General features: G+C 73.0%; 26 protein-coding genes. 13 read left to right on the forward strand and 13 right to left on the reverse strand.

What is annotated here, in order from left to right; all coding sequences use genetic code 11:
- Positions 1-5: 5 nt before the first annotated feature.
- Positions 6-1,148, reverse strand: a complete 1,143-nt coding sequence (locus tag ACGFMM_RS25560; protein WP_393648764.1) for an acyl-CoA dehydrogenase family protein — start codon at positions 1,146-1,148, stop codon at positions 6-8.
- Entirely contained in the window at positions 1,145-2,305 is a 1,161-nt protein-coding gene (locus ACGFMM_RS25565) for a CaiB/BaiF CoA transferase family protein (protein WP_393648765.1), read from the reverse strand. The genes ACGFMM_RS25560 and ACGFMM_RS25565 overlap by 4 nt, the downstream gene beginning before the upstream one ends.
- 220 nt (positions 2,306-2,525) lie before the next feature.
- Here ACGFMM_RS25565 and ACGFMM_RS25570 point away from each other — a divergent pair, with 220 nt between their 5' ends.
- Positions 2,526-3,731, forward strand: coding sequence for a saccharopine dehydrogenase family protein (locus tag ACGFMM_RS25570; protein ID WP_393648766.1), 1,206 nt, complete (start codon positions 2,526-2,528; stop codon positions 3,729-3,731).
- A gap of 7 nt (positions 3,732-3,738) precedes the next feature.
- Here the strand turns inward: ACGFMM_RS25570 and ACGFMM_RS25575 are convergent, their stop codons facing one another.
- Genes ACGFMM_RS25575 through ACGFMM_RS25590 form a run of 4 tightly spaced genes read right to left on the reverse strand, consistent with a single transcriptional unit; the run spans position 3,739 to position 5,499 of the window.
- A complete protein-coding gene (locus ACGFMM_RS25575) occupies positions 3,739-4,182 on the reverse strand; it encodes a cytidine deaminase (protein WP_393648767.1) in 444 nt (147 codons plus the stop codon).
- Between the two features lie 4 nt (positions 4,183-4,186).
- Positions 4,187-4,570, reverse strand: coding sequence for a VOC family protein (locus ACGFMM_RS25580; protein ID WP_393648768.1), 384 nt, complete (start codon positions 4,568-4,570; stop codon positions 4,187-4,189).
- 22 nt (positions 4,571-4,592) lie between these two features.
- Positions 4,593-4,739 carry a morphogenic membrane protein MmpA gene (mmpA, locus tag ACGFMM_RS25585; RefSeq protein ID WP_393648769.1) on the reverse strand — a complete coding sequence of 49 codons (147 nt, stop codon included), beginning with the start codon at positions 4,737-4,739 and terminating at the stop codon, positions 4,593-4,595.
- 49 nt (positions 4,740-4,788) lie between these two features.
- Positions 4,789-5,499, reverse strand: coding sequence for an endonuclease V (locus ACGFMM_RS25590; RefSeq protein WP_393648770.1), 711 nt, complete (start codon positions 5,497-5,499; stop codon positions 4,789-4,791).
- A gap of 79 nt (positions 5,500-5,578) precedes the next feature.
- Here ACGFMM_RS25590 and ACGFMM_RS25595 point away from each other — a divergent pair, with 79 nt between their 5' ends.
- Positions 5,579-5,878, forward strand: a complete 300-nt coding sequence (locus tag ACGFMM_RS25595) for a YciI family protein (RefSeq protein ID WP_393648771.1) — start codon at positions 5,579-5,581, stop codon at positions 5,876-5,878.
- Between the two features lies 1 nt (position 5,879).
- Here the strand turns inward: ACGFMM_RS25595 and ACGFMM_RS25600 are convergent, their stop codons facing one another.
- A complete protein-coding gene (locus ACGFMM_RS25600; RefSeq protein ID WP_393648772.1) occupies positions 5,880-6,989 on the reverse strand; it encodes a WD40/YVTN/BNR-like repeat-containing protein in 1,110 nt (369 codons plus the stop codon).
- Between the two features lie 160 nt (positions 6,990-7,149).
- On the opposite strand from ACGFMM_RS25600, the gene ACGFMM_RS25605 reads away from it, so the two are divergent.
- The 5 genes from ACGFMM_RS25605 to ACGFMM_RS25625 all read left to right on the forward strand — a co-directional run bounded on the left by ACGFMM_RS25605 (position 7,150) and on the right by ACGFMM_RS25625 (position 10,948).
- Positions 7,150-7,560: an SsgA family sporulation/cell division regulator gene (locus tag ACGFMM_RS25605; protein WP_393648773.1), complete on the forward strand. Its 411-nt coding sequence runs from the start codon at positions 7,150-7,152 to the stop codon at positions 7,558-7,560.
- Between the two features lie 183 nt (positions 7,561-7,743).
- Positions 7,744-8,718, forward strand: coding sequence for an acyl-ACP desaturase (locus tag ACGFMM_RS25610; protein ID WP_393648774.1), 975 nt, complete (start codon positions 7,744-7,746; stop codon positions 8,716-8,718).
- Positions 8,719-8,831: 113 nt separating this feature from the next.
- Positions 8,832-9,131, forward strand: a complete 300-nt coding sequence (locus tag ACGFMM_RS25615) for a hypothetical protein (RefSeq protein WP_393648775.1) — start codon at positions 8,832-8,834, stop codon at positions 9,129-9,131.
- Entirely contained in the window at positions 9,124-10,335 is a 1,212-nt protein-coding gene (locus ACGFMM_RS25620) for a hypothetical protein (RefSeq protein ID WP_393648776.1), read from the forward strand. Before ACGFMM_RS25615 ends, ACGFMM_RS25620 begins: the two co-directional genes overlap by 8 nt.
- Positions 10,336-10,348: 13 nt before the next feature.
- Positions 10,349-10,948: a hypothetical protein gene (locus ACGFMM_RS25625; protein WP_393648777.1), complete on the forward strand. Its 600-nt coding sequence runs from the start codon at positions 10,349-10,351 to the stop codon at positions 10,946-10,948.
- A gap of 33 nt (positions 10,949-10,981) precedes the next feature.
- Here the strand turns inward: ACGFMM_RS25625 and ACGFMM_RS25630 are convergent, their stop codons facing one another.
- The gene (locus ACGFMM_RS25630; RefSeq protein WP_393648778.1) at positions 10,982-11,248 is read right to left on the reverse strand and encodes a WhiB family transcriptional regulator; all 267 of its coding nucleotides are present in this window, start codon (positions 11,246-11,248) and stop codon (positions 10,982-10,984) included.
- A 242-nt stretch (positions 11,249-11,490) separates the two neighbouring features.
- On the opposite strand from ACGFMM_RS25630, the gene ACGFMM_RS25635 reads away from it, so the two are divergent.
- Both ACGFMM_RS25635 and ACGFMM_RS25640 read left to right on the forward strand, forming a co-directional pair.
- On the forward strand, positions 11,491-12,342 hold the full coding sequence (locus ACGFMM_RS25635; RefSeq protein ID WP_393648779.1) for a hypothetical protein: 852 nt from the start codon (positions 11,491-11,493) through the stop codon (positions 12,340-12,342).
- Between the two features lie 110 nt (positions 12,343-12,452).
- Complete coding sequence (locus ACGFMM_RS25640; RefSeq protein ID WP_393648780.1) at positions 12,453-12,746, forward strand: hypothetical protein; 294 nt, start codon at positions 12,453-12,455, stop codon at positions 12,744-12,746.
- A 4-nt stretch (positions 12,747-12,750) separates the two neighbouring features.
- Here ACGFMM_RS25640 and ligD read toward each other — a convergent pair whose 3' ends face one another.
- Complete coding sequence (gene ligD / locus ACGFMM_RS25645) at positions 12,751-13,779, reverse strand: non-homologous end-joining DNA ligase (RefSeq protein ID WP_393648781.1); 1,029 nt, start codon at positions 13,777-13,779, stop codon at positions 12,751-12,753.
- 74 nt (positions 13,780-13,853) lie between these two features.
- Between ligD and ACGFMM_RS25650 the strand changes: the two genes are divergently transcribed.
- Entirely contained in the window at positions 13,854-14,915 is a 1,062-nt protein-coding gene (locus tag ACGFMM_RS25650; protein ID WP_393648782.1) for an ATP-dependent DNA ligase, read from the forward strand.
- A 2-nt stretch (positions 14,916-14,917) separates the two neighbouring features.
- Here the strand turns inward: ACGFMM_RS25650 and ACGFMM_RS25655 are convergent, their stop codons facing one another.
- From ACGFMM_RS25655 to ACGFMM_RS25665, 3 genes are all read right to left on the reverse strand, one after another.
- Positions 14,918-16,846 (reverse strand): AMP-dependent synthetase/ligase, encoded by a 1,929-nt coding sequence (locus ACGFMM_RS25655; RefSeq protein ID WP_393648783.1) that lies wholly within the window; start codon positions 16,844-16,846, stop codon positions 14,918-14,920.
- 122 nt (positions 16,847-16,968) lie between these two features.
- Positions 16,969-18,201, reverse strand: a complete 1,233-nt coding sequence (locus tag ACGFMM_RS25660; protein ID WP_393648784.1) for an HTTM domain-containing protein — start codon at positions 18,199-18,201, stop codon at positions 16,969-16,971.
- Entirely contained in the window at positions 18,198-18,980 is a 783-nt protein-coding gene (locus tag ACGFMM_RS25665) for a DUF5819 family protein (RefSeq protein WP_393648785.1), read from the reverse strand. The genes ACGFMM_RS25660 and ACGFMM_RS25665 overlap by 4 nt, the downstream gene beginning before the upstream one ends.
- 272 nt (positions 18,981-19,252) lie before the next feature.
- On the opposite strand from ACGFMM_RS25665, the gene ACGFMM_RS25670 reads away from it, so the two are divergent.
- Positions 19,253-19,504 carry a hypothetical protein gene (locus ACGFMM_RS25670; RefSeq protein ID WP_393648786.1) on the forward strand — a complete coding sequence of 84 codons (252 nt, stop codon included), beginning with the start codon at positions 19,253-19,255 and terminating at the stop codon, positions 19,502-19,504.
- A 104-nt stretch (positions 19,505-19,608) separates the two neighbouring features.
- Positions 19,609-21,693 carry an MDR family MFS transporter gene (locus tag ACGFMM_RS25675; protein ID WP_393648787.1) on the forward strand — a complete coding sequence of 695 codons (2,085 nt, stop codon included), beginning with the start codon at positions 19,609-19,611 and terminating at the stop codon, positions 21,691-21,693.
- A 51-nt stretch (positions 21,694-21,744) separates the two neighbouring features.
- Here the strand turns inward: ACGFMM_RS25675 and ACGFMM_RS25680 are convergent, their stop codons facing one another.
- The gene (locus ACGFMM_RS25680; RefSeq protein ID WP_393648788.1) at positions 21,745-22,197 is read right to left on the reverse strand and encodes a YchJ family protein; all 453 of its coding nucleotides are present in this window, start codon (positions 22,195-22,197) and stop codon (positions 21,745-21,747) included.
- A gap of 171 nt (positions 22,198-22,368) precedes the next feature.
- Here ACGFMM_RS25680 and ACGFMM_RS25685 point away from each other — a divergent pair, with 171 nt between their 5' ends.
- Positions 22,369-24,153: an FAD-dependent oxidoreductase gene (locus ACGFMM_RS25685; RefSeq protein ID WP_393648789.1), complete on the forward strand. Its 1,785-nt coding sequence runs from the start codon at positions 22,369-22,371 to the stop codon at positions 24,151-24,153.
- The last annotated feature ends 1 nt before the right edge of the window (position 24,154 follow it).

Here is a 24,154-nt window from a genome sequence, read left to right on the forward strand (position 1 = left end):
GGCGGTCAGCCGAGCAGCGAGCGGCCGATGATCTCCTTCATGATCTCGGTCGTGCCGCCGTAGATGGTCTGGATGCGGCCGTCGGTGAAGGCCCGGGCGACCGGGTACTCCATCATGTAGCCGTAGCCGCCGTGCAGCTGGAGGCAGCGGTCGGCGACGCGCTTCTGGAGCTCGGTGGCCCACCATTTGGCCATCGAGGCGTGCACGTGGTCGAGCTCGCCGTTGGCGTGGTCGTCGATGCAGCGGTCGAGGAAGCTGCGGGTGACGGCGCACTCGGTGGCCATCTCCGCGATCTCGAAGCGGATGTGCTGGAGGCGGGAGAGCGGCCGGCCAAAAGCCTCGCGCTCCTTGACGTAGGTGGTGGTGATCTCCAGGAGGTGCTCGGCGGCGGCGATGCCGGCGACGGCGATGGCCATCCGCTCCTGGGCGAGGTTGGTCATCAGGTGGACGAACGCGCCGTTGAGCTCGCCGAGCAGGTTCTCCTTGGGGACGCGGACGTCGTGGAAGAACAGCTCGGCGGTGTCCTGGGACTTCTGGCCGATCTTGTCGAGGTTGCGGCCGCGCTCGAAGCCCTCCATGCCCCGCTCGACGACCAGTAGGGACAGTCCGTGCGCGCCGCCCTCGGGGGTGGTCCTGGCGACCACGATCACGAGGTCGGCGAGTATGCCGTTGGAGATGAAGGTCTTGGAGCCGTTGAGCACCCAGTGGTCGCCGCGGTCCTCGGCACTGGTCCGGATGCCCTGGAGGTCGGAGCCGGCGCCGGGCTCGGTCATGGCGATGGCGGTGATCGTCTCGCCGCTGCAGAAGCCGGGCAGCCAGCGGGCCTTCTGCTCGTCGGTGGCGAGCGAGGTCAGATAGGGGCCGATGATGTCGTTGTGGAGGCCGATCGCGAGTCCGGGCGCGCCGGCCCGGGTGAACTCCTCGGCGAGAACGGCGCTGTACCGGAAGTCGGGGTTCCCGCCGCCGCCGTACTGCTCGTCGACGGCGAGGCCGAGCAGGCCCTGGCGGCCGGCGGCGCGCCAGACCTCGCGCGAGACGATGCCGTCCTTCTCCCACTGCTCGTAGTGCGGCAGCACCTCCTTGGCCAGGAAGGTGCGGACGGTCGCGCGGAACGCCTCGTGGTCGGGGTCGAGGATCTGACGCTTCATGCGGGGGACTCCTGGGGAGCGGCGGGCTCGGACAGGGACGGCACGGACCAGTCGCGGGCGACGGCCGCGGTGTCCGCGCCGGGCAGCGCGGGGCCGCGGCGTACGGCGGCGGGGGTGGCGGAGAAGCGCGGCGCGGGCGCGGGCTGGGTGAGTCCGGAGTGCTCGACGAAGGTGCCGCGGGCGGCGAGGTGCGGGTGCGCCGGGGCCTCGCGCAGCGACAGGACGGGGGCGACGCAGGCGTCGCTGCCGTCGAAGACGGCGGTCCACTCGTCGCGGGTCCGGGTACGGAAGCGGGCGGCGACGGCGGCCTTCAGCTCGGGCCAGCGGGAGAGGTCCGCGCGGGCGGACGCGGTGGCGTCGTCGATGCCGAGCAGCTTCACGAACGCGTCGTAGAACTGCGGCTCCAGCGCGCCGACGGCCATGTGTCCGCCGTCGGCGGTCTCGTACGTGCCGTAGAAGGGGCAGCCGCCGTCGAGCAGGTTCACCCCGCGCCGGTCCTGCCAGCCGCCGGCGGCGAGCATGCCGTGGATCATGCTGGTCAGGTGGGACGTGCCGTCCACGATGGCCGCGTCCACGACCTGGCCGGCGCCGTGGGCCCGGGCGTGGGTGAGCGCGGCGAGGACGCCGACGACGAGGTAGAGCGAGCCGCCGGCGTAGTCGCCGACCAGGTTGGCGGGGACGGTCGGCGGGCCGTCCGGGTCGGGGCCGATCATGCCGAGGGCGCCGGTGACGGCGATGTACCCGATGTCGTGGCCGGCGGTCGGGGCGAGCGGGCCGTCCTGGCCCCAGCCGGTCATCCGGCCGTAGACCAGCCGCGGATTGCGGGCCAGGCACTGCTCGGGGCCGACGCCGAGGCGTTCGGCGACGCCGGGACGGTAGCCCTCGATCAGCACGTCCGCGCGCTCGACCAGGTCCAGCACGGTCGCGGGGCCGCCGTCGGCCTTGAGGTCGACGAGGACGGAGCGCTTGTTGCGGTTGGTGAGGTCGGACGCCGGATCGATGCCGAGTCCGGGGCCGCCCGGCCGGTCCACGCGGACCACGTCGGCGCCGAGGTCGGCGAGGAGCATGGCGGCGAACGGGCCGGGACCGATGCCCGCCAGCTCGACCACGCGCACCCCGGAGAGCGGCCCGTCGCCGCCGTTCGCTGTCGCTGCCATCAGGCCCCCAGGCTTTGTGACACAACTGATGTAACACCAGTGATGCTAGGAACGCGTTCCACTCCGCACAAGGGTCTGCGCCGAGCAAGCGCTCAGAAATCCGGGCGACTCGTCACAGTCGCCGCTCGATGCGGGCCCACCCGTCGCCCACCGCGGACGGACCGCTAGGCTCCGCCTCCGATCGACCACGCGGGCGGGTCACACGGAAGGCGAGGGCCGGATGGACACAGAGGACGGGACGGCGGCGGAGCGCGGCGGGCGCGCGTACGACGTGGTGCTCTTCGGGGCGACGGGATTCGTCGGCGAGCTGACCGCGCAGTACCTGGCCGAGCATGCGCCCGAAGATCTCCGCTGGGCGCTCGCCGGGCGCAGCCGGGCCCGCCTGGAGGCGGTGCGCGAGCGGCTGACCGCCCGGTGGCCGCGCTGTGCGGAGCTGCCGCTGCTCACGGCCGACGCCGAGGACACGGGCTCGCTGCGCGAGCTGGCCGAGTCCACCCGGGTGCTCGCCACGACGGTCGGCCCGTACGTCTGGTACGGCGACGGCCTGGTGGCCGCCTGTGCGGAGGCCGGCACCGACTATCTGGACCTGACCGGCGAGGCGGAGTTCGTCGACCGGACCTATGTCCTGCACGACGCGCGGGCCCGCGAGACCGGGGCCCGGATCGTGCACGCCTGCGGCTTCGACTCGGTCCCGCACGACCTGGGCGCGTACTTCACGGTGCAGCAGCTGCCGCAGGGCGTGCCGCTGACCGTCGACGGCTTCGTCCGTGCCGGGGCGATCTTCTCCGGCGGCACCTTCGCCTCCGCGCTCACCGCGTTCGGCCGCGGCCGGCAGATCCTGCGGGCCGCGCACGAGCGCCGGCTGCACGAGCCGCGCCTGGTGGGCCGGCGCGCCCGGTCACCGCTCGGCGGGCCGCGGTTCAGCGCCGAGACCGGCACCTGGGCGCTGCCGCTGCCCACCCTGGACCCGCAGGTCGTGGCGCGCTCGGCGGCGGCCCTGGACCGGTACGGCCCGGACTTCCGCTACCGCCACTACGCCTCGGTCCGTACGCTGCCGATGGCGCTCGGCGGCGTCGCCGCGATCGGCGCGGGCGTGTCCGCGGCCCAACTCCCCGCGGTGCGGCGCTGGCTGATGAGCCGTTACGAGCCGGGGCAGGGGCCGAGCGCGGAGCGCCGGGCGCGCAGCTGGTTCACCGTGCGCTTCGTCGGCGAGGGCGGCGGCCGCCGGGTCTTCACCGAGGTCTCGGGCGGCGATCCGGGCTACGACGAGACGGCGAAGATGCTCGCCGAGTCGGCGCTCTGTCTCGCCCTCGACCCGCTGCCGAAGACGTCGGGCCAGGTGACGACGGCCGTCGCGATGGGCGACGCGCTCATCGCCCGGCTGAGCGCGGCGGGCATCCGCTTCCGGGTGGCGGACGCCCGCTGACCGACCGTCAGTCGGAGTGCAGCTCCTTCGGGGGCCACGCCCCGTCGGCCAACTGGCGGGCCCAGTAGTAGGGGTTCACCTCGGCGAGGGTCCGGGCCTGCCAGGGCGTCCGGTCGTCGGGTCCGGGGACCGCGACCTCCACGTCCGGTCCCCACAGGGCCAGCCGCTCCTGGCAGATGCCGCACGGCGGGAACACGATGATCCGGCCGTCGTCCGGGGAGCGGAACACGCACACGGTGGCCGTGATCCGCGCGTCCAGCGTGAACGCCTGGCAGATCGCCCCGGTCTCGTGGCAGAGGGTCACGCCCTGGTTGAGGTTGTCGAGGCCGACGCTGGTGAGGATGCGGCCGTCGTCGAGGTAGACGGCGGCCGCGCCGCCCGGCTCGTCGGCCGGCCAGCGGCGTTCCATCTGGGCGATCGCGGCGTCCACCAGGGCCTGGTCGAGTTTCATCGCGTCAACTCCTGTGTCGCACAAGGCAGAAGGGGTGTCCGGCCGGGTCGGCGTACACCCGCCAGGAGTAGGCGCCGCCGAAGTCCTCCAGCAGGGTCGCGCCGAGGGCCAGTACCTCGGTGTGCGCGGCGTCGAGGTCCTCGACGTCCACGTCGAGGTGCGACTGCTGCGGGCGGCCCGGGTCGCCCCAGAGCGGCGGGCGGTGGTCGGCGACCCGCTGGAAGGCCAGCACCGGACCGGCGGCCGGGTGCAGCGTCGCCCAGTCGTCGCCGAGCGACCAGCGGGGGTCCGGGCGGTCGACCTCGCCGCCGAGCAGTCCGCGGTAGAACACCGCCAGTTCCTGTACGTCGGCGCAGTCGAGCACCACGCACTGCAGGGAGCCGATCACCCGTCCTCCGTTCGTGTTCCGGTCAGAGGGCCACCACCCAGGCGCCCACGATGTAGATCATCGCCAGGAGCCAGCCTCCCGCAAGCACGGCGGCGACGGCGAGAACGGACATCATGGCGCGCTCGACGCGGCGCAGCGGGGCCGGGGCGACCTGAGGAGGAGTCGTCATGGTGATCACTGTGCCCTGCCCCACTGACAACGGACATCCGTACAGGTACTCAGGTACCGCTGCCCAGCGCCTCCTTCAGCGCCGCACGGCACAGCGAGTCGGCGCGCCGCGTCGTCTCGGGGATCCGATAGCGCGGGCTGAGCCACAGGGCGTGCGCGCAGGCCGTCTCCAGGTCGACGCGGTGCCCCGCCGAGACGAACACCGGCTTGACCCCGTCGCGGGTGCGCAGCGCGCGGCCGACCACCTCGCGGCCCTCCTCGTCGTCCGCCACGAGTTCGCCGAAGTCGCCCCGGGCCGGGCCGGGTTGCTCGTACGTGAAGGTGAACGGGTTCTTCGCGACGCCGATCGTCGGCAGCCCGGTCAGCACCCCGAGATGACTGGCGAGCCCGAAGCGGCGCGGGTGGGCGCGTCCGTAGCCGTCGCAGACCAGCAGCCCGGGATCGGCGGACAGCGCCTCCAGGGCTGCGAGGACGGTGGGCACCTCGCGGAAGGCCAGCAGGCCGGGCACGTACGGGAAGGAGACCCGGCCGACCGCGGTGGCCTCCTCGACGACCTCCAGGGTCGCCGCGTCGAGCACGACGGCGGCCGCCGCGACGAGGTCCCGCTCGTCGTCGTACGCCACGTCGAGCCCGGTCGCATGGCCGGTCCCGGGCCGCGGGCCGGGCTCGTCCAGGACGACCCGGCCCCGGAGTTCGTCCTGGAGGGCGCGGGCGGCGGCCTCGTCGGCGGGCCAGTCGGCGGGCGTCTCGATGATCCTCATGATGATCGCCAGCCTACGACCGGTCCGTTCCCCGGACACCCCGGCTTCCCCGCGGCCGGCCCGGGATAGCCTGCGGCCCATGTTCGTTCTGGAATTGACCTACACCGCCGACGTCGCGCAGGCCGACGCGCTCATGGACGCGCACGTCGAGTGGCTGGACGCGCAGTACGCCGCCGGGGTGTTCATCGCCTCGGGCCGGAAGAACCCGCGCGACGGCGGCGTGATCCTGGCCGTCGGGGACGACCGCGCGCGGATCGAGGAGATCGCGGCGGCCGACCCGTTCAGCACCGGCGGGGTGTGCGCGTACCGGATCACGGAGTTCATCGCGACCAAGACCGCGCCAGAGCTCGCCCCGTACCGGCAGCAGCTCCCCTCCTGAGTCAGCGCCCCAGCCGGGCGATCCTGCCCTTCTCGCCGGAGGCCCAGCAGCCGCCGTCGGGCGTGCAGTCGACGGTGTCGTACGAGCCGGTGTCCACGGTGCGCCAGGTGCGGCCGCCGTCCGTCGTCAGGTCGGTGCCGGTCGGGCCGACCGCGAGCGCGGCGGACCGGCTGTGCGGCAGCCAGGCCACGCCCGAGCGGTACGCCGGCGGGGGCGTCGCCGCCGCCCGCCAGCTGCGGCCGCCGTCGCCGGTGACCGCGGCCGCCCGCTCGGACGGCTGGTCGGGCCGGTAGTCGCCGCCGACCGCGAGGCCGTGGGCGCGGTCGCGGAAGGCGAGCGCGAAGACCCCGCGGGCGGGATCTCCCGCCGGGATGCCGGACTCGGCGACGGTCCAGGTGAGCCCCCGGTCGCCGGAGTGCAGCACCCGCGCGCTCGCGGCGCCGCCGGTGGCCAGCCAGACGTCCTTGGGCCCGGCGGAGACCAGGCACTGGCCGCCGGCGGCGAAGCCGGCCTCGCCGGGCAGCGCGGCGGGCATCCCGGCGTCCGGCAGCACCTGCCAGGAGCGGCCGCCGTCGCGGGTGGCGAGGATGCGGAACCGGCCGTCGACCGGGTCGCTCATGGCGAGGCCGTGCCGGCGGTCGAAGAAGGTCATGCAGTCGTAGAAGGCGCGCGGGTCGGTGTTGCGGAAGGACTCGGTCCAGGTCGTTCCGCCGTCCTCGGTGCGCAGGACCCGGGACGCCTCGCCCTCGCCGATGGCCAGGACCACCGCGCGCCGCGCGTCGAACGCCTCGACGTCGCGGAACTGCAGCTCGGCCGCGCCGGGCGGCGACACGTCCTGCCAGGTCCGGCCGGCGTCCGTGGTGCGCAGCACGACGCCCTTCGAGCCGGCCGCCCAGGCGGTGTCCCGGCTGACCGCGGCGAGGCCGCGGAACCGCGCGTCGGTGCCGGTCTGTGTGAGCTGCCAGCCGGGCCGCCCCGTGGACGTGCCCTCCCCCGGCTCCCCCGCCTGCGCGGACTGCGCCGGGACCGTGAGCAGGGCGGCCAGCACCGCCGCGCCCAGCCCCGCCGACATCAGTCGTCTCGTCTTCCCCTTGTTCCCCTTGGACGTCATGGCGCGGGAAGCTAGTCCACCCGGCAGGCCCCGTCCAGACCGCCTCGGCGGGGTGCGGTGACACAGCTCACGCGGGGCACGGATGCACGCCCCGGCCGGATTTCCCGTCCTCCCTGGTGGCGGGAGGACGTCCGCCGGTGCCGCGCGTGAGGAGCAGGCCTTGTCCACTGTCATCGAGCAGCCCGTGGTGGCCCGTCTGGTCGCGTCGGCGCCGTGCATGGAGTCCGTCCCGGCGACCCTTCGGTACGACCGCGAGGACCCGTACGCCGTGAGCATGGCCTTCCCGCCGCCGGCCACCCTGGAGGGCGTCGAGGTGTCCTGGGCGTTCTCCCGGGAGCTGCTGGCCGAGGGGGTGGAGGGGCCGGCCGGGCTCGGGGACGTCCGGGTGCGCCCGTACGGCTACGACCGCACGGTCGTGGAGTTCCACGCGCCGGAGGGCGTCGCGGTGGTGCACGTCCGCACGTCGGAGGTGCGGCGCTTCCTGGACCGGGCGCAGCTGCTCGTACCGGAGGGACGCGAACACCAGTACCTGGACTGGGACCGGAATGTCAGCCGGCTTCTGGGCGAATAACGCGTGACCTGGGTCTCTCTCGCACACAGATGAGCTGGGGACATAACAGAACGTAATCGGACACGGCAGGGGTGGGGCTTGGACGCCGCCTTACGGCCCCTTTAACCTACGGTCTCGTAACCTACGAACCCGTAGGTAATCCCGCATGCCCCCTACGCGTGCCTCCCCTCCCCAGGAGTCCCCGTGACGCTCACCTCGCCCCACCTCGGCAGTTCCGAAGGGTGGACCGACGCGCGCCTGCTGTACGCGCTGGAGGAGGTTGTGGAGACGGAACTCAACCGGCATCTGAAGGTCACCAAGGACTGGATGCCGCACGAGTACGTCCCGTGGTCGGACGGCCGCAACTTCCCCGGCTTCTTCGAGGACGGCGAGCCCTGGGACCCGTCCCAGTCCAAGGTCACCGACATCGGCAAGATCGCCCTCGTGGTGAACCTGCTGACCGAGGACAACCTGCCCAGCTACCACCACGAAATAGCGTCCCTCTTCGGCCGCGACGGCGCCTGGGGCACCTGGGTGCACCGCTGGACCGCCGAGGAGGGCCGGCACGGCATCGTGATGCGCGACTACCTGCTGGCCTCGCGCGCCGTGGACCCGGACAAGCTGGAGCAGTTCCGGATGGCGCACATGAGCGAGGGCTTCGAGTCGGACAACCGGCACTCGATGCTGCACTCGGTGGCGTACGTGTCCTTCCAGGAGCTGGCCACCCGCATCTCGCACCGCAACACCGGCCACCAGTCGGGCGACCCGGTCTGCGACCGGATGCTGTCGCGCATCGCCACCGACGAGAACCTGCACATGGTCTTCTACCGCAACCTGCTGAAGGCCGCGTTCGAGATCGCCCCCGACCTCACGATGCAGGCCGTGCGGGACGTCGTCGTCAACTTCCGTATGCCGGGCCACGGCATGCCCGGTTTCGAGCGGGCGGCGGCGCAGATGGCGATCGGCGAGATCTACAACATGCGGATCCACCACGACGACGTGCTCCAGCCGGTGCTCCGCTTCCTGAAGGTCCTGGAGATCGACGGGCTCGGCCCCGAGGGTCTGAAGGCGCAGGACGAGCTGGGCCTGTACATGAACGGCCTGGACACGGAGGCCCGGAAGTTCGACGAGAAGCTGGCCGCGCGCAAGGCGCGGATGGCGTCGCGCGCCGCGGGCTGACCGCACGCACGGGAGGCCGGCCGGCCCGCGTCAACCACGCGGACCGGCCGGCCTCACTCGTCGGTGTGAACGGGTTTCTCCGGTTACGCGACGATCTGACAGTGTGGTCCGCCATGGAACGCGATCTCCGGGTGGACACCGACCAGTTGGGCCGCTTCTCGCGCGCCCTGAACGAGTCCCTGACCGCGCTCGCCGCCGCGCGGCGCGCCCTCGAGCAGGCCCGCGCGGACCAGCTCGGCACCCCTGACCTGGACGCGGCCTGCGACCGCTTCCAGGAGCGCTGGAAGCACGGCGCGGACCTGCTGGGCGCGCGGATCACGGCCGTGCACGACGGCGTCGCCCTCAGCCGCGAGGGCTACACGCAGCTCAACCGGGCGCTCGCCGACGCGTTCCGGACGGTCGGCCATGGCTGACGCGGCCGCCGCCCCCTGCAGGTACCCGCACCTGGGCTGGGACCCGGTGCCCGGCAGCCCCGCGGAGCTGGCGGCGCTGAAGGCCCGGCTGACCGCCTCGGCGGCCTCCCTCGGCACGGCGCACCGGCTCGTCGACCGGCTGCTCTCGGAGAGCTCGTACTGGAGCGGCGAGGCGGCCGACGCCTTCCGCGCCGCGCTGGACGGCGAGCTTCCCCGGTACCTGAAGAACGCGCACCGCTCCCTCACGAAGGCGGCCGGGCGGCTCGGCGCGTGGCACGACGACCTCGTGGGCCTCCAGGCCACCGCCCGCCGCCACGACACCCGGGCCGGTCTGCAGAGCGCCGCCGTCCGCACCGCGGAGGCCCGCTGGACGGCGGCCGCCCGCAACGCGCAGACGCCGGAGGCCGACCTCAAGGCGGCCGTGGCCGCAGTGAACCGGGCCCGCACCGCGCTCGCCGCGACCCGCGCGCACGCCCGCGAGCTGGAGGAGACGCACCGGACGACCGCGGCCCGCATCGCGAGGGAGCTCGACGCCGCCACGGACCGGCTGGCGCCGAAGGAGCCGGGCGCGCTCGACAAGGCCCTGGGCTGGCTGGACGAGAACCTGGGCGACGTGCTCTCCGCGACGTCGGCGACGCTCGGCCTGGTCGCACTGTTCGCGGGCCCGCTCGCCGTGCCGCTGCTGTTCGTCGCCGCCGGGGCGAGCGTCGCGGCGCTGCTGCTGCACAGCCGGGACCCGAAGATCCGGGCCGGTCTCGCCGCGGGCCCCGGCGACGCCCGCTTCTGGACCTCCACCGCCACGCTGACCGGCGACGCCGTCGGCACGCTGCCGGGCGTCGGCGCCGTCGCGAAGGGCGCCGCCGGAGCGGCCGCGGCGGCCCGCGAGGGCGGCGCGGCGGTCGGGCTCGGCGGCCACGCCAGCAGGTTCGCGAGCGAGTCCGGCACGGCCATGGGCACGTTCGCCGAAGGCGGCACACCCGTCGCCGCCTGGGTCGCCGCCCGGACCGGCCGGCCTGGCGCGGCGCCCGCGATCGACGTCGGCACCGCCACCGCCGGCGTGGCGGCCTCCGGCACGGGCCTCGTGGCCGACGAGGACGACACCACGGCCCGCGGGGCCGCCTCCGCGGTGGAGGGTGCGAAAGCGGTCCCCGAACTCGGCAACCATCTGAAGACCGGTGCCGAACTCTTCGGCCGCGCCCCGTAGGAGAACCCCCGCCGTGCTCTGGTTCCGCCTGCCACCCGGCTACTTCCCGGTCGACCTGGAGGAGTTGGACGACTGGGAGGAACGCCTGACGACCGCGACGGCCGTACTCGGGCTCGGGCAGGAGCCCGGCACCGACGCGGGCGCGCTGCGCCGACTGCTCGGTTCGTTCCCCGAACACGGCGTCACCTACGCGGCGTTCGGGCTGCATCCCGTCGACGACGGCGCGCTGTGCGTCTCACTGCTGACCTTCGCCGAGCTCGACACGCGCGCCCCCGGACCGGCCGCCGCGGCCGCCCGGTGCGCGCTCGCCTCGGCGACCGCCGGGACCGGGCTCGTACGCGAGCGGGCACTCGTACGCCTGACGTGCGGGACCCCCGCCGCGCTCGTCACCGCCCTGCTCCCCGACGGGATCCTCCAGGCACGCCTCACCGTGGCGCGGCCCGCCGGAGGCGGTGTCGTCCTCGTGGACCTCACCACGCCGGCGGCCGGACGGGCCGCCGAGTACACCGACATCCTGCTGGCCGTCGGTCAGACCGTCGCGTTCACCGACCCGGACGCGACGGAACCGGCGGGGCCGGTGGCGCGGCCCAGCCGGCTCCACGAGCTGAGGTGAGACCGGGGCGCCCCCGTGACGCCCCGCTCCCGTTCAGCCCTGGCCCTGGTCGCGGCGCAGCCGCAGCCGCTCCTTCTCGGAGAGGCCGCCCCAGACGCCGAAACGCTCGTCGTTCCGCAGCGCGTACTCCAGGCAGGCGAGCCGCCCCTCGCAGGCGCCGCACAGCATCTTGGCCTCGCGGGTCGAGGAGCCGGGGGCCGGAAAGAAGAACTCGGGGCCCGCCTGGGCGCAGAGCGCGTCCTCGCGCCACGACATGTCGGCCTCGGTCAGTGTGGTGGGTTCGATGGTGTCCGTGTGCATGGCGGACACGCTGCCGGGCGGTCATAAACACGCCGTCAACGTTCGATCAACGCGGCGCGCCGCGCGGGCGTTCCGCCCTCGGCGCCTTGCCCAGGCTGCCCGTTCCGGGTGATGATCACACCCATGACGACCAGAAAGGCCGATGCGGCCTAGTCCCCCCGTCCCGCTCTCCTCGGACCGCGCGCCGCCGGCCGGCCATGAACCGCCGCGCCTGAGCCCACCGAACGAGGAGACGACATCCCGTGCAGAGCACCCCACTTGTCCCGTACGCCCGCCTGCCCCGCGCGTACCACGGGCACCACGTCGCCGGCAGCACGGTCGACGCCTTCGGCCGGGCACACTGGCTGCTGTCGGAGCGCGAGCCGCAGGGCCACGAGCCGTACGACGCCGTCGTGGTGACGGTCGACGGCACCGGGCACACGACGACCGACCTCAGCTCCGTCGAGTCCAGATTCTCGAAGTTCGACGCCCTCCCCGACGGCGGGTTCGTCGTGGCCAACTCACGCAGTCCTCGCGACGAGGAGCGGCAGGTGCAGGTCTTCGACACGCTCGGCCGGGAGTCGTGGAACTTCCGGGTCGGGGACGCCATCGAGCATCTGCTGGTCGACGAGTCCGGCGCCCTGTGGGTCGGCTACTTCGACGAGGGGATCTTCGGAGACCCGCTGAGCGCGCCCGGTCTGCGGCGCTGGAGCGTCCACGGCGAGGCCCTGTGGACGTACGACTGGCGCGCCACCGGCGAGATCTCCGACTGCTACGCCCTCAACGTCCATGGCACGGACGCGTGGGCGTGCACGTACCATCTGTTCGCCCTGCTGGAGGTCCGGTCCGGCCCCGGGACCACCGTGGCTCACCGGAACACGATCCGCGGTGCGACGGCGCTGGCGGTGCACGGTGACCGGATCGCGTTCCTCGACCATGCCCGGCTCATCACGGCCGAGCTGACCGGCGGCGAGGTACAGCGCCTGGACGCCCGCGGCCTCACCCGTCCCGACGGCAGCCCCATCGGCCGACGCCGTGTCGTCTCCCGCGGACCGCGGATCTACGTCCAGGCGGAACCCCGCACCGAGTGGGCCGTCCTGGACATCAGCGGCTGACGGGTCCGACAAGCACAGCATTGCTGCGTTCCGGTGGTGTGCGGCGGAACCCGGAACCGGGACCGGGCCCGCCGCGCTCTCCCCTGGCAACAACAGCGATGGGAGTGGCCATGACGCACACCACCTTCGACACCGGTTTCGGTCTCGGCAGCCTCGACGCGTTCGCCGGCCTGGACGACTACCTGCTCCCGGCTCCCGACGCCCGCGACCGCCTGCCGTACCTGCTCTCCCCCGCCGACCAGCACCGCGTGGACCTGCACAGCGCGCTCACCGCCGCCGGGATCCCGCCGCGCGCCGGGGACACCCCGGCCATCGACGTGCTGTCGCTGCTCGACGCCACGACCGTGTCCGCCGTCATCCGCTGGGTCGAGTGCGGCTCGGGACGGGACCGGACCGGCTGGTGAGCCGTCAGCCGGCGTCGGGTTCCTTCTTCGCCCGGCTCGGCTGCACCCGCTTCGGCTCGCCCGGCATCTTCGGGTACTCCGGCGGGTACGGCAGGTCGCCCAGGCCGTGTTCGGCCTCGTCCCGCCGGGCGAGTTCGAGCAGCGGCTCCAGGCTGAAGCGGTGGTCGTCCATGTCCGCGTGGACGTCCCCGACCTCGGCGTACCGGGCCGGCATCGTACGGATGTCGAAGTCCTGCGGGACGGCGTCGTCGATCTCCTCCCAGCGCAGCGGGCCGGAGACCGGGGCGTGCGGCCGGGGCCGCACCGAGTAGGCGGAGGCGATGGTGCGGTCGCGGGCCGTCTGGTTGTAGTCGACGAAGATCCGCTCGCCGCGCTCCTCCTTCCACCACTTGATGGTGACCCGGTCCGGCATCCGCCGTTCCAGCTCGCGGCCGCAGGCGATGGCGGCGCGACGGACCTGGGTGAATGTCCAGCGCGGTTCGATCGGCACGAAGACGTGCAGTCCGCGGCCGCCGGAGGTCTTGGGCCAGCCGCGCAGCCCGTGCTCGTCGAGGACCGCGCGCAGTTCGTGGGCGGCGCGGACGGCGTCGGCGTAGTCGGTGCCGGGCTGCGGGTCGAGGTCGATGCGCAGTTCGTCCGGGTGGTCGGTGTCGTCGCGCCGCACCGGCCAGGGGTGGAAGGTCACCGCGCCCAGGTTGGCGGCCCAGAGCACGGCGGCCGGCTCGGTGGGGCACATCTCGTCGGCGGACCGGCCGCTGGGGAAGGTGATGTGCGCGGTGGGGATCCAGTCGGGCAGGTACTTGGGCGCGCGCTTCTGGAAGAACGACTCGCCGGTCACCCCGTCGGGGTAGCGCTCCAGAGTGGTCGGGCGGTTCCGCAGGGCGCGGGTGATGCCGTCGCCGACGGCCAGGTAGTAGCTGACCATGTCGAGCTTCGTGTATCCGGGCTCCGGGAAGTACACCTTGTCGGGGTTGGAGACCCGTACGGTCCGCTCCCCGACCTCCAGCTCGATCGCGCCCGCCTTGGCTGCCATGCCCGTCAGCGTAGGGTGGGCCGACAAGCGGCGCATTTCGTGCCGATATCGGCCGGATGCCGGAGAATCGCCCCATGGATCTGCCCGTGATGCCGCCGGTGAAGCCGATGCTGGCGAAGGCCGTGAAGAAGATCCCGCCGGGGATGCAGTACGAGGCGAAGTGGGACGGCTTCCGGGCCCTCGTACACCGCGACGGCCCCGAAGTGGTCCTCGGTAGCCGTACCGGCAAGCCGCTGACCAGGTACTTCCCCGAGCTGGTCGAGGCGCTGCGGGAGCGGCTCCCGGAGCGGATCGTGGTGGACGGCGAGATCGTCATCGAGCACGACGGCCGGCTCGACTTCGACCGGCTGACCGAGCGCATCCACCCCGCCGACTCCCGGGTGCGCACGCTCGCGGAGCGGAACCCCGCCCGGTTCGTCGCCTTCGACCTGCTGGCGCTGGGCGACGAGGCGCTGCTCGACACTCCGCTGAGCGAGCGCCGGGCGCGGCTGGAGAGCGTGCTGCGCGGCGTGCGGCCGCCAGTGCACCTGGCCCCGGCGACCACCGACCCGGAGGTGGCGGCGCGCTGGTTCGAGCAGTACGAAGGGGCAGGGCTCGACGGCGTCATCGCCAAGCCGCTGGACCTGCCGTACCGGCCGGACGAGCGGCTCATGTACAAGATCAAGCACGAGCGGACCGCCGACGTGGTGGTGGCGGGCTACCGCTTCCACAAGAGCGGCCCGGTGGTCGGCTCGCTGCTGCTCGGTCTGTACGACGACTCCGGGCGGCTGCAGCACGTCGGTGTGTGCGCGGCGTTCACGGCGAAGCGGCGGGCGGAGCTGGTGGAGGAGCTGGAGCCGCTGCGGATGGACCCCCCGGAGGGCCATCCGTGGGCGGCGTGGACGGACGAGGCCGCCCACGCCGGGGCGCGGCTGCCGGGCGCGCCGAGCCGCTGGTCGGGCAAGAAGGACCTGTCGTGGGTGGCGCTGCGGCCGGAGCGGGTGTGCGAGGTGGGGTACGACCACATGGAGGGCGACCGGTTCCGGCACACCGCCCAGTTCAAGCGGTGGCGGCCGGACCGGGCGCCGGAGTCGTGCGGGTATACGCAGCTGGAGGAGCCGGTCTCGTACGACCTGTCGGAGGTCTTCGCCTCCTGAACTCACTCGTACAGCGCCTCGATCTCCGTCGCGTACGCGGTGGCGACGGCGCGCCGTTTGACCTTGAGGGACGGGGTGAGCAGTCCGTTCTCCTCGCTGAACTCGCCGTCGACGATACGGAACCGGCGGATCGACTCGGCGCGGGAGACGGCCTTGTTGGCGTAGTCGACGGCCTTCTGGACGTCGGCGATCAGCTCCGGGTCGGTGCAGAGCTCGGCGAGCGGGGTGTCCCGGGGACGTCTGCGGACGGCGAGCCAGTGCTCCATGGCCTCGGGTTCGAGGGTGACGAGCGCGGCGACGTAGCTGCGGTTGTCGCCGACGACGAGGCACTGGCCGACGGGCGGGCGGCTGCGCAGCCGGTCCTCCAGGACGGCCGGGGAGACGTTCTTGCCGCCGGAGGTGACGATGATGTCCTTCTTGCGGCCGGTGATGACGAGATAACCGTCGTCGTCGAGGGCGCCGAGGTCGCCGGTGGCGAGCCAGCCGTCGTCCAGGACCTCCTGGGTGGCGGACCGGTTGTTCCAGTACTCGCGGAAGACGATGCCGCCCTTGATCAGTACTTCGCCGTCGTCGGCGATCCGGATCGACGTGCCGGGCACCGGGCGGCCGACGGTGCCGGGGCGGGGCTGGAGCGGCGGGGTGACGGTGGCGGCGGCGGTGGTCTCGGTGAGGCCGTAGCCCTCGTAGATGAGGACGCCGGCGGCGTAGAAGAACAGGCTGAGGCGGCGGTCGAGCGGGGAGCCGCCGCTGATGGCGTACCGCAGCCGGCCGCCGAGCTCCTTGCGGACGCGGCGGTAGACCAGCAGGTCGTACAGGGCCCAGCCGAGGGTGAGGCCGACACCGGGCCGGGCGCCCTTGCGGAGGAAATGGTTCATGGCGGCCTCGCCGAAGCGGACGGCGATGGCGTCGGCTCGGCCGAAGGACGCCCCGCGGCCCAGCTTCTCGGCGGTCGCCCGGCCGGTGTCGTGGATCTTCTCGAAGAGGTACGGCACGCCGACGACGAAGGTGGGCCGGAACGCCCGGAGTTCCGGGCGGAGTTCGTCCGGTTTGATGCTGGCGCAGTGTCCGAGCTCGATGCGCGCCATGAGGCAGGCGATCTGGATGGAGCGGCCGAGGATGTGGGCGAGCGGCAGGAAGAGCAGGGTGGAGGCGGCCTGTCCGGTGATCGCCTTGAAGACCGGGTGGAGGAGTTCGACCGTGTTGGCGGCCTCGGCGTGCAGGTTGCCGTGGGTGAGCACGCAGCCCTTGGGGCGGCCGGTGGTGCCGGAGGTGTAGCAGACGGTGGCGATGGAGTCGGCGGTGAGCGCGGCGCGGCGCTCACCGAGCTCCTCGTCGGTGACGTCCTTGCCGAGGAGGCCGAGCTGGTGCAGGCCGCCGGTGTCGATCTGCCAGAGCGCGACGCGGTCGCCCTCGGGGAGGGTGGTCGCGGCCTCCTCGACGGCGGCGGTGTGGGCGGCGGTCTCGGTGACGGCGTGGCGCGTGCCGGAGTCCTGGAGGATCCAGGCGATCTGCTCGGCGGAGGAGGTGGCGTAGACGGGGACGGTCTGCCCGCCGGCGGCCCAGACGGCGAAGTCGAGGACGCACCATTCGTAGCTGGTGCGGGCCATGAGGGCGACGCGGCCGCCGGGTTCGAGCCCGGCGGCGATGAGGCCCTTGGCGGCGGCGCTCACGTCGGCGGCGAACGCGGCGGCGGTGACGGGCCGCCAGGCGCCGTCCTGCTTGCGGCGCAGGACGACGGCGTCGGGGGCCTCGGCGGCATTGGCGAAGGGGATGCCGGGGACGTCGGCGGGGGCGCCGGCGGCGGGCGGCGGAACGAGGGGCGCGCAGCGCGCCTCGCGCACGACGCCGTTCTCGCGGATCAGCTCGACCTGGTGACGGGCGGCGAGTTCGCTGTGCCTGGCGGCCTGCCGCAAATCCTTGCGTACGCCCATGGGTGGCTCCTTGTTCGCGGCGTGCGGGGCGGGAGTGACCGGGACCTCTGGACTTGCCGAGCAGTCAACTTACTCGTACGTAAGGAAATTTCAACGGGTCGCGCAACAAGGCTTGCGGAGTGTCAGCCGCCGGAACGGGCGGAGGCCGGCGCGGGCACCGTGGCGGCCTCCGGCGACGGCGCCTGCTCGGGTACGACCGTCCCGGCCTTCTGCTCGTCGTCGTCCGCCGGGCCGTCGACCAGCCGGCGGCCGAACCGGCCGGCGGTCCTGCCGAGCCAGACCAGGAACACCGTGGGCGCGAACACGGAGTCCGCCGCGACCATCACCAGCGAGAAGTACGGCAGTCCCATCAGCACGCCGATCCCGATGTGCTCGCCGATCAGCAGCACCAGCAGCACGTTCTTCGCCTTGCGCCGCAGCAGCGCGAACGGGAAGGCGACCTGGACGATCACCGTGCCGTACGTCATGGCGAGCACCAGCACGCTGCTGGAGGTCAGGGCCTCGCTGAGCATCGGCCAGGACGTCAGGAACTCCTGGTTCAGCGCGTAGTGGACCGCCGTGCCGTCCTTCCAGCTGGAGCCCGGGATCTTGTACCAGCCGGCGCAGGCGTACACGATGCAGACCTGGAAGGCGATCACCACGAGCGCCCCGTTGTGCACCAGGTGCGCGATCCGGTCGCAGACCGAGCGCCACACGCCCGCGGCGGACGCGTTCACGGTCCACCACGCGGCCTGCGCCAGCCACAGCACCCCGAGGGTCACGATCCACGGGACGATGAGCCGGCCCGTCGCGCCGAGGAACACGATCGCCGCGCCGGAGAGCGCCCACAGCACGATCCCCGTACGGTCCCGCCGCGGCGCCCCGCCCTCCGCGTCCCGCCGCGCACGGCGGGCGTCCAGCGACCACACCTGGGCGCAGCGGGTGAACACCAGGTACAGGGCGAGGATGTGCAGCAGCCGGTCGCCGGCGTTGGTGAGGAACTCGTTGCGGTGCTGGAAGGAGAGGATCCCGAGCACCATCACGACGGAGGCGGTACGGGTCCGCCAGCCCAGCAGGACCGCCGCCGCAGCCGCGACGGCGAGGAGGTAGAAGAACTCGTAGTACGCCCGCCCCGGCCACCACAGCAGCGCGTCGAAGGCGTCCGGGCTCCCCCACCACTGCGCCATCGCCCAGCTCCAGGAGGCGTCCGGGCCGGTCATCTCCAGACGGTCCGGCCAGTGGCGGAGCAGGTAGAAGAGCCACACGCCCGCCAGTCCGATCCGGAGGACCGCCGTCTGGTACGGGGCGTAGGACGCGGCGGCGGCCCGGTCGATCAGCCGCTCGGTCCGCCGTATCAGGTTGGTCGCCGTGCTCATCGTGCGCTCACCGTTCCCTCCAGGTCGTCGCGGGTGACCGGGAGCCAGGGGTACGCCCGGGACTTCCACACGTCGCTCACCGTGCGGCCGGTCCACTCCGGCGGCTGGATCTCCTGCGTCAGCTGACGGAACTGGACGCGCTGCGCGGGCCGCCCGCGCAGCACCGGCCGGAGCCGTTCGACGGCGAGCCGTTTCAGGTTCTGCTCGGTGAGCCGGCCCAGCTTGCCGACGGGGCGGCCGGAACGGTCGTGGGAACGGTTGAAGTTGTTCCAGCCCTGCCGGAACTGTTCCATCGTCATGCTCGGGGCGAGGGTGCCGCGCAGGGTCCGCAGGTCGTACGCGGTCATGTCGACCCACTGCGTGACCGCCGTCCCGCCGCCGGCGGCGGGCACCTCGGCGCGTGCCATGACACGGGTATTGGTGAACAGCGGGTTGGGCGCGAAGACGCCCCAGTTCTGGGCGAGTTCGGGGAACATGTAGGCGTCGATGGTGCTCTTGTGCCGCGTGCTGACCGCGTTCTTCGGCGCCACGTGGAAGAAGATCATGCCGGCGTGGACGACGACCGCGAGGACGACGGCGACCGCGGCTGCGGCGACGATCAGCCGGGCGAAGCGGGGTTCGGCCGGTGCGGGGTCGGCGGCTGAGGCTGCGTCGGGCTGCGCCTGCGCGGCACCGGATATGCCCGTGCGGTCCGTACCGTCCGCACCGTCCGTGCGGTTCACACCGTCCGTCCCGCCCGTCCCGTCCGCCGTCGAGTCGGCTTCCGATTCGGCCCGCATCTCGCTCCCCCCTCAGTTCGTCCCGATCGCGCGCGCCCGATGATACGTGCCGCGGGCAACGTGAGATGGGACACACCCCCTCGCCGCCTTCCCGCGGCCCGCACCCCGTTCTCGCAGGTACTCGCCCCGCCACGCGATCACCCACCGCCCCGGCCCCGCGGACCTGTTGCCGGGCGATGACGCTCCCGTCGTGGAACGCGGAAGGGGATCCGGTACGTATGGGAGGAGGAGACCCCACCTTGTCCTCCACTCGCACCCAAAAGGAACGCCCCGTGATCACCTCGCCGCTCGTGCCCGTCCCGATCCCCGACCGTGTCGCCGCGCTGATCGGGTCCTGTCTGCCGCAGCACGTGCTGCAGGCGGAGTTCGACGCGGTGTGCGCCGCCCGTGAGGTGAACCGGTTCCGGGGGCCGCTGTGCGCGGAGGACCTGGCGGACCGGGAGCACGCGCTGGCCGCGCTGGCGCGGGCCAACAAGATCCTCGCCAAGCACCACCCGCTGCTGCCGGTGCGCCCCGGCCAGTAGGTCCGGCAGTAGGTCCGCCCAGTAGGTCCGGCGGCCGGAGGGACCGTACACCGGTTCGGACCTCCCCGCATGCGGTCGTGATCGCCCGGTGTGAGGGTGCGAAGGTGACCACCACCAGCGCAGCAGCCCCCGCACCGCCGGCTGCCGAGCCGCCCGTGCTCGACCGCCGGCGCCGCAACGTCGTCTTCGGCACGATCATGCTCGGTGTCCTGCTCGCGGCGCTGGACCAGACCATCGTCGGGACCGCGCTGCCCACGATCGTCGCGGACCTCGGCGGCGGCGCCCACATGTCGTGGGTGGTCACCGCCTACCTGCTCGCCGAGACCGTCGCCACCGCCCTGGTCGGCAAGTTCGGCGACCTCTTCGGCCGCAAGGTGATCTTCCAGATCTCCGCCGTCGTCTTCATCACCGGCTCGTTCCTGTGCGGCCTGGCGTCCAACATGACCCTGCTGATCGTCTGGCGCGCCCTGCAGGGCGTCGGCGCCGGCGGCCTCATGGTCACCTCCATGGCGCTGATCGCCGACGTCATCCCGCTGCGCGAACGGGGCAAGTACCAGGGCGCGATCGGCGCCGTCTTCGGCGTCTCCACCGTGATCGGCCCGCTCCTCGGCGGGCTGTTCACCGACCATCTGACCTGGCGCTGGGCCTTCTACGTCAACGTCCCGATCGCGATCCTCGTCGTCATCGCCGCCGCCCGCACGATCCCCACCGTGCGCTCCGCGAGCCGCCCCGTCATCGACTACGCCGGCATCGGCCTGGTCGCGGCCGGCGCGAGCGCGCTGATCCTGGCGACCAGTTGGGGCGGCAACGAGTACCCCTGGAGCTCCGGCGTCATCATCGGCCTGTTCGCCGGCGGGGTGCTCGCGCTCGGGCTGTTCTGCTGGGTGGAGACCCGGGCCGCCGAACCCATGCTGCCCATGCGGCTGTTCCGCAACCCGGTGTTCACGGTCTGCTCGGTGCTCAGTTTCGTCGTCGGCTTCGCCATGCTCGGCGCGATGACCTTCCTGCCGACGTACCTCCAGTACGTGGACGGCGACTCGGCCACCGTCTCCGGCATCCGCACCCTGCCCATGGTCGTCGGCCTGCTGATCGCCTCGATCTTCAGCGGCAACGTCGTCAGCCAGACCGGCCAGTACCGGATCTTCCCGATCGTCGGCTGTCTGGTGATGAGCGTCGGCCTGTTCCTGCTGTCCATGATGGGCCCGGAGACCAGCACCTGGCTCGCGTCCCTGTACATGTTCGTGCTCGGCGCCGGCATCGGCCTGTGCATGCAGGTGCTCACCATCGCCGTGCAGAACACCGTCGAATACGCGGACCTCGGCACCGCCACGTCCGGCGTCACCTTCTTCCGCACCCTCGGCAGTTCCTTCGGCACCGCCGTCTTCGGCACCATCTACGCCAACTCCCTGACACCCAATCTGGCCGAGGGCGTCGCCGAGGCGGCCTCCGTCGCCGGCACCACCGACCCCACGGCGCTCGCCGCCGCCGCGCAGAGCCCCGAGGGGCTGCGCAGCCTGCCGCCCGAGCAGGCCGCGCCGCTGGTCCAGGCGTACGCCGACACGATCCAGACGGTGTTCCTGTGGACCGTGCCCGTCGCCGCGATCGGCTTCGTCGTCGCGCTGTTCCTCAAGCAGGTCACCCTGCGCGACACCGCCCGCGAGGCCGCGCCCGACATGGGCGAGGGCTTCGCGTCCCCGACGGCCAGCGGCAACTCGGCCAAGCTGCTCGAACTCTCGGTGGGCCGCATCCTGCGGCGCACCGACTTCGACACCGCCCGCCGGATCGTCGCCGCCTCGGACACCCGGCTCGACGTCGCGGGCGCGTGGGCGGTGATGCAGGTCGAGCTGTACACGCGGCTCGTCGGCCACGCCAGCCTCGGCCTGATCTCGGCGAGCCGCCGCGTACCGCCCGAAGTCCTGCTGCCGGTCTTCGACCGGATGGTCGACGAGGGCTTCCTGGAGCGGGCGGGGAACCTGCTGTCGCACACGCAGGCGGGCCGGCGCGAGGCCGAGGTGATCACCCGGGCCTGGGGCGAATGGCTCAGCGCCCAGGTCGAGCGCGAGCGCGGCCGCCCCAGCGGGCCGGAGCTGCGCGCCGCGACGGACGCGATCGCGAAGCGGCTGGTCGCGGAGGACCTGGAGCAGGGGCTGCCCCGGCGCCGCGAGCCGGCGGGGGCGACGGCGGTGTGACGGGGGACGGCGGTATGACGGGAGACGCCGGTGTGACGGGGCGGCTGTCGATCACTCCATGAAGTCCCCGTCGATGTACACCCACGCCCCCTCGTGCCGCTCGAAGCGGCTGCGCTCGTGCAGGGAGCCCGCCTGGCCGCCGAGGACGTAGCCGGCGACGAAGGTGACCGTGCCGCTCTGGTGGAAGGCCGTGCCGTCCGTGGTCTCCCGGATCTCCAGGCCCGTCCAGCGCATCCCCGGGTCGAAGTCCACCTCGGCCGGGCGGGTCCGCGGGGCCCAGGTGCGCAGCAGGTAGGGCTCGTCGCGGACGACGAAGGCGGCGTAGCGGGAACGCATGAGACGTTCGGCGGTCGGCGCCTGCGCGGTGCCTGAGTGGAAGCGCCCACAGCATTCCCCGTACGTGGCGGGGAGCCCGCAGGGGCAGGGCGAGGCGGCGGTGACGGCGGGAGCGGCCGGGGTGCGGGCGCCGGCGGGTGGGGTACTGCGACGGGTGCGACGTGCCATGCGTCCATTGTCGCGTGAGGGGCGTGCGGTTCGGGCCATCGCCGAGTTCGGGCCATCGCGTGGATCGCGCCATCGTCGGGTTTGGGCCCGCGCGGAGCTTCCGGGGGGTGAGGGGCGCCCGTATATTCCTGCGCCGGACGCGACAGTTACCGGCGGTAAAGGGGTTGGGGCATGGACCGTACGGGCACCTCTCGACGCACCTTCGTGGCGGCGGGCGCCGCAGCCACCGCAGCCGCGGTCACGGCCGGAGCGGCCCCGGCCGCGGCGGCGGCCGGCCAGGCCGCCGCACCGACCGCCGCCGCACCGACCGTCGCCGTCCTCGGCGGCGGCGTAGCCGGCCTGACCGCCGCGCACGAGCTGGCCGAACGCGGCTTCCGCGTCACCGTCTACGAGCGCCGCGCCCTCGGCGGGAAGGCCCGCTCCATGGACGTGCCGGGCAGCGCCCGGGGCGCCCGCCGTCCGCTCCCCGCCGAGCACGGCTTCCGCTTCATCCCGGGCATCTACCACAACCTGCCGGACACGATGCGCCGCATCCCGTTCCCCGGCAACGCGCACGGCGTGTGGGACAACCTGGTCGCCCCGCCCGAGATGATGTTCGCCCGCTCCGGGGCGGAGGACCTGCGCGGACCGATCCCCTGGCCGGGTCAGCAGCCCGCCGACCTCACCCTGGAGGACGTCCGCCGGGCGCTGACCGCGTTCGTGGAGACCGCCCGCGGCCTTCCGCTGCACGAGGCCGCGTACTTCGTGAACCGCGCGCTGGTCTTCCTGACCAGCTGCGACGAGCGGCGCGACGAGGTCTGGGAGCGCACCCCGTGGTGGACGTTCACCCGGGCCGCCGAGATGTCGGTGGCGTACCAGCGGATCCTCGCGATCGGCGTCACCCGCAACATCGTCGCCACCAAGGCGGAGGAGGCCAGCACCCGGACCGTCGGCACGCTCGGCGAGGCGTTCGTCTTCAACCTGCTCGGCCGGGGCGCGGACGGCCCGCCGGACCGGATCCTCGACGGCCCCACCAACGAGGCGTGGATCGACCCCTGGGTCGGTCATCTGCGCACCCTGGGCGTCGAGTTCCAGGTCGGCTGGTCGCTGCGCGAGCTGGCGTACGGCGACGGGCGGATCACCGCGGCCCTCGTCGACGACCCCGACGGCGCCCGGCACTCGGTGACCGCCGACCACTACGTCTGCGCGCTCCCGGTGGAGCACGCCCGCCGCACCTGGGGCCCGGCGCTGCGCGCCGCCGACCCGATGCTGGCGCGCTGCGACCGCCTCCAGACGGACTGGATGACGGGCATCCAGTTCTATCTGACCAGCCGGCCGCCGATGGTGGACGGTCACGTCAACTGCATCGACTCCCCCTGGTCGTTGACGGCGATCGCCCAGGCCCGGCACTGGACCGGCGGCTCCTTCGCCGAGGTGTACGGGGACGGCTCGGTCGTCGACTGCCTGTCCGTGGACGTCTCCGAGTGGGACAAGCCGGGGATCCTGTACGGGAAGACGGCCAAGCAGTGCACCCGTGAGGAGGTCGCCAAGGAGGTCTGGGCGCAGCTGAAGGCCGCGCTCAACGACACCGGGCGCATTGTCCTGAAGGACTCCGACCTGCACTCCTGGTTCCTGGACCCGGGTGTCTCCGGCATCGGCGGCCCGAACCCGGTGAACGAGGACGAGCTGCTGATCCACCCGGTGGGGACGTACCACCTGCGCCCCTCGGCGGCGACGAGGGTACCGAACCTGTACTTGGCCGGAGACTACGTGGCGGTGCCGATCGACCTGGCGACGATGGAGGGCGCGAACACCTCCGCCCGCCAGGCCGTCAACGCCCTTCTCGACCGCACCGGTTCGACGGCTCCGCGCTGCACGGTCCGGCAGCTGTTCCGCGCACCGGAGATCGAGGCCCTCAAGCGCCACGACCGCTTCCGGTACCGGCTCGGCCTGCGCAACTCCCTGGACGTCGGCTGAC

It is taken from the genome of Streptomyces sp. NPDC048604 (assembly GCF_043199435.1).
In the GTDB taxonomy this organism is placed as follows: Bacteria; Actinomycetota; Actinomycetes; order Streptomycetales; family Streptomycetaceae; genus Streptomyces.